The following is a 3,677-nucleotide window of genomic DNA, read 5'->3' on the forward strand; positions in this document are numbered from 1 at the left end:
AACCGCCGACATTCTGCTTGTAAGGCAGACGCTCTCCCAGCTGAGCTAATCACCCGTTTGCATCTCCGAGGCCGCGAAATTTACGCAGGTGCCGAAGCTAAGTCAATACCCTGCTTGAAGTTTTTCTGAAAAAGACGAAATCGTTTCAATCAGGGCACCGCAAACCGGCACTCGAACCCGCCATCTATTCGGAATAGATCATCTTCTTGGTCATGCCGCCGTCGACCACAAACTCCTGGCCCGTGACAAAGCCGGCATTCTTCGACAGCAGCCAGGACACCATCGCCGCCACGTCCTCGACCGTCCCTACCCTGCCCGCCGGATGCTGGGCGTGATCGCTATCGGTCAGCGGCTCGGCCCGACGCACGGAAGGATCCCGCGCATCGATCCAGCCGGGGCTGACGGCATTGACGCGGATCTCCGGCCCAAGGCTGATGGCCAGCGCATGGGTCAAGGCCAGCAGGCCGCCCTTGCTCGCCGCATAGGCCTCGGTGTCCGGCTCCGATTGCCGCGCACGGGTCGACGCCAGATTGACGATGGCGCCGCTGTGCGCGCGCAGGTACGGCGCACAGTGCTTGGCCAGCAGCATCGGGCCGCTGAGGTTCACTGCCAGCACCCGGTTCCACCAGGCCAGATCGAGGCTTTCCAACGTGATGTTGTGCGGATCGGCCACCGCCGCGTTGCACACCAGCGCGTCCAGCCGGCCGAACTGCCCCAGCACCTCGGCCACGCCCGCCGCCACCTGGCCCTCGTCCGCCACGTCCATGGCGATGAACCAGGCGTTTTCGCCCAGCACCTTGGCCACTTTCGAACCGCGCGCGCGATCCAGGTCGGTCAGCACCACCCGCCAGCCTTCGCTGATGAGCCAGGCCGCGATGCCCAGGCCGATGCCGCGCGCCGCCCCCGTGACCAGTGCGACACGGCCATGGGCGCCTGCGGCCCGGTCAGGCAGCTCGATCACAACGCCGCCAACCCGCGCGAGAGGTCGGCCTGCAGGTCCGCCACGTCTTCCAGACCGACCGCGACGCGGATCAGGCTGTCACGGATGCCCGCTGCCTCGCGTTCCTGCGGCGCCAGGCGACCGTGGGACGTGGTGCTCGGGTGGGTGATGGTGGTCTTGCTGTCGCCCAGGTTGGCCGTGATCGACACCAACCGGGTCGCATCGATGAAGCGCCACGCCCCTTCCTTGCCGCCCTTGACCTCAAAGCTCACCACCGCACCGAAGCCTTTCTGCTGACGACGGGCCAGCTCATGCTGCGGATGGCTTTCGAGGCCGGCGTAATGCACCTTCTCGATGCCGTCCTGCTTCTCCAGCCACTCGGCCAGTTGCTGGGCGTTGGCGCAGTGCGCCTTCATCCGCAGGTTCAGGGTCTCCAGACCCTTGAGGAAGATCCAGGCGTTGAACGGGCTCAGGGTAGGCCCTGCGGTGCGCAGGAAACCGACCACTTCCTTCATCTGCTCGCCACGGCCGGCGACCACGCCGCCCATGCAACGGCCCTGGCCGTCGATGAACTTGGTCGCCGAATGCACGACGATGTCAGCGCCCAGCTTCAATGGCTGCTGCAGCGCCGGGGTGCAGAAGCAGTTGTCGACCACCAGCATCGCGCCCTTGGCATGGGCGATTTCCGCCAGCGCGGCGATGTCCACCAGCTCCGCCAGCGGGTTGGACGGCGACTCGACGAACAGCAATTTGGTGTTGGCCTTGATTGCCGCATCCCAAGCCGACAGGTCCGCCAGCGGCACGTAATCGACTTCCACGCCGAAGCGTTTGAAGTACTTCTCGAACAGGCTGATGGTCGAACCGAATACGCTGCGCGAGACCAGCACATGGTCGCCCGCGCTGCACAGGCTCATCACCACCGCCATGATCGCGGCCATGCCGGTGGCGGTGGCGACCGCCTGCTCGGCACCTTCCAGCGCGGCGATGCGCTCTTCGAACGCACGCACGGTCGGGTTGGTGTAGCGCGAATAGACGTTGCCCGGCACTTCCCCGGCAAACCGCGCCGCCGCATCGGCTGCGGTGCGGAACACGTAGCTGGAGGTGAAGAACATCGGATCGCCGTGCTCGCCTTCCGGCGTACGGTGCTGTCCGGCACGTACGGCCAGGGTGTCGAACGCTACGCCTTCGAGATCGCTGTCCAGCCGACCGGCATCCCATTCCTGACTCATGCTGTCACTCCTTGCCCTGATCCTGATAAATGAACGTCTTGCGACAGATGCAAAACCGGCCCCTCAGGGCCGGCGGAAACTCAGTTGTTGTACAGATCGATGATCGCACTGACCGCTTGGGTCTTGGCCTTGGAGGCATCGTTGCGCGCCTGCTCGATCTTGTTCAGGTACGCCTCGTCGACGTCGCCGGTGACGTACTTGCCGTCGAACACCGCGCAATCGAACTGCTCGATCTTGATCTTGCCGCCGCCGACCGCTTCGATCAAGTCAGGCAGATCCTGGTAGACCAGCCAATCGGCGCCGATCAGGTCGGCCACGTCCTGGGTCGAACGGTTGTGGGCGATCAGCTCGTGGGCGCTCGGCATGTCGATGCCGTACACGTTCGGGAAGCGCACGGCCGGGGCCGCGGAGCAGAAGTAGACGTTTTTCGCGCCGGCTTCGCGGGCCATCTGGATGATCTGCTTGCAGGTGGTGCCGCGCACGATGGAGTCGTCCACCAGCATCACGTTCTTGCCGCGGAACTCCAGCTCGATGGCGTTGAGCTTCTGGCGCACCGATTTCTTGCGCGCGGCCTGGCCGGGCATGATGAAGGTACGGCCGATGTAGCGGTTCTTGACGAAGCCTTCGCGGAACTTCACGCCCAGGTGGTTGGCCAGCTCCAGGGCTGCGGTGCGGCTGGTGTCCGGGATCGGGATGACCACGTCGATGTCATGGTCCGGGCGCTCGCGCTGGATCTTCTCGGCCAGCTTCTCGCCCATGCGCAGACGGGCCTTGTACACCGACACGCCGTCGATGATCGAGTCCGGACGCGCCAGGTAGACGTGCTCGAAGATGCACGGGGTCAGGGACGGGTTGGTCGCGCACTGACGGGTGTGCAGCTTGCCGTCTTCGGTGATGTATACAGCCTCGCCCGGCGCCAGGTCGCGGATCAGGGTGAAGCCGAGCACGTCCAGGGACACGCTCTCGGAGGCGATCATGTACTCGACGCCTTCGTCGGTGTGACGCTGGCCGAACACGATCGGACGGATGCCGTGCGGATCGCGGAAACCGACGATGCCGTAGCCGGTGATCATCGCCACCACCGCATAACCGCCGACGCAACGGTTGTGCACGTCGGTCACGGCGGCGAACACGTCCTCTTCGGTCGGCTGCAGCTTGCCACGCTGGGCCAGTTCGTGGGCGAACACGTTGAGCAGCACTTCCGAGTCGGAACTGGTGTTGACGTGGCGCAGGTCGGACTCGTAGATCTCCTTGGCCAACTGTTCGACGTTGGTCAGGTTGCCGTTGTGCGCCAGGGTGATGCCATAAGGCGAGTTCACATAGAACGGTTGGGCTTCGGCCGAGGTCGAGCTGCCGGCGGTCGGGTAACGGACGTGGCCGATCCCCATGTGGCCCACCAGGCGCTGCATGTGACGCTGCTGGAACACGTCACGCACCAGGCCATTGTCCTTGCGCAGGAACAACCGGCCATCATGGCTGGTCACGATCCCGGCAGCGTCCTGGCCGCG

At 64.8% G+C, this 3,677-nt stretch carries 3 protein-coding genes; all 3 read right to left on the reverse strand.

Annotated features, from left to right (window positions below):
• Positions 1-184: 184 nt before the first annotated feature.
• Positions 185-952, reverse strand: a complete 768-nt coding sequence (locus tag ACIP0B_RS28115) for an SDR family oxidoreductase (RefSeq protein ID WP_400838402.1) — start codon at positions 950-952, stop codon at positions 185-187.
• 5 nt (positions 953-957) lie between these two features.
• Positions 958-2,169, reverse strand: coding sequence for an O-succinylhomoserine sulfhydrylase (locus ACIP0B_RS28120; RefSeq protein WP_400838396.1), 1,212 nt, complete (start codon positions 2,167-2,169; stop codon positions 958-960).
• Between the two features lie 80 nt (positions 2,170-2,249).
• Positions 2,250-3,677, reverse strand: a 1,428-nt coding sequence (gene purF, locus ACIP0B_RS28125; RefSeq protein WP_400838399.1) for an amidophosphoribosyltransferase, incomplete at its 5' end; no start/stop codon positions are given.

The organism is Pseudomonas sp. NPDC089534 (assembly GCF_044749305.1).
In the GTDB taxonomy this organism is placed as follows: Bacteria; Pseudomonadota; Gammaproteobacteria; order Pseudomonadales; family Pseudomonadaceae; genus Aquipseudomonas; species Aquipseudomonas ekonensis.

Bases quoted from the DNA above. Each gene is read 5' to 3' on its own strand.
- ACIP0B_RS28120 (WP_400838396.1), bottom strand. From the start codon at position 2,169: ATGAGTCAGGAATGGGATGCCGGTCGGCTGGACAGCGATCTCGAAGGC.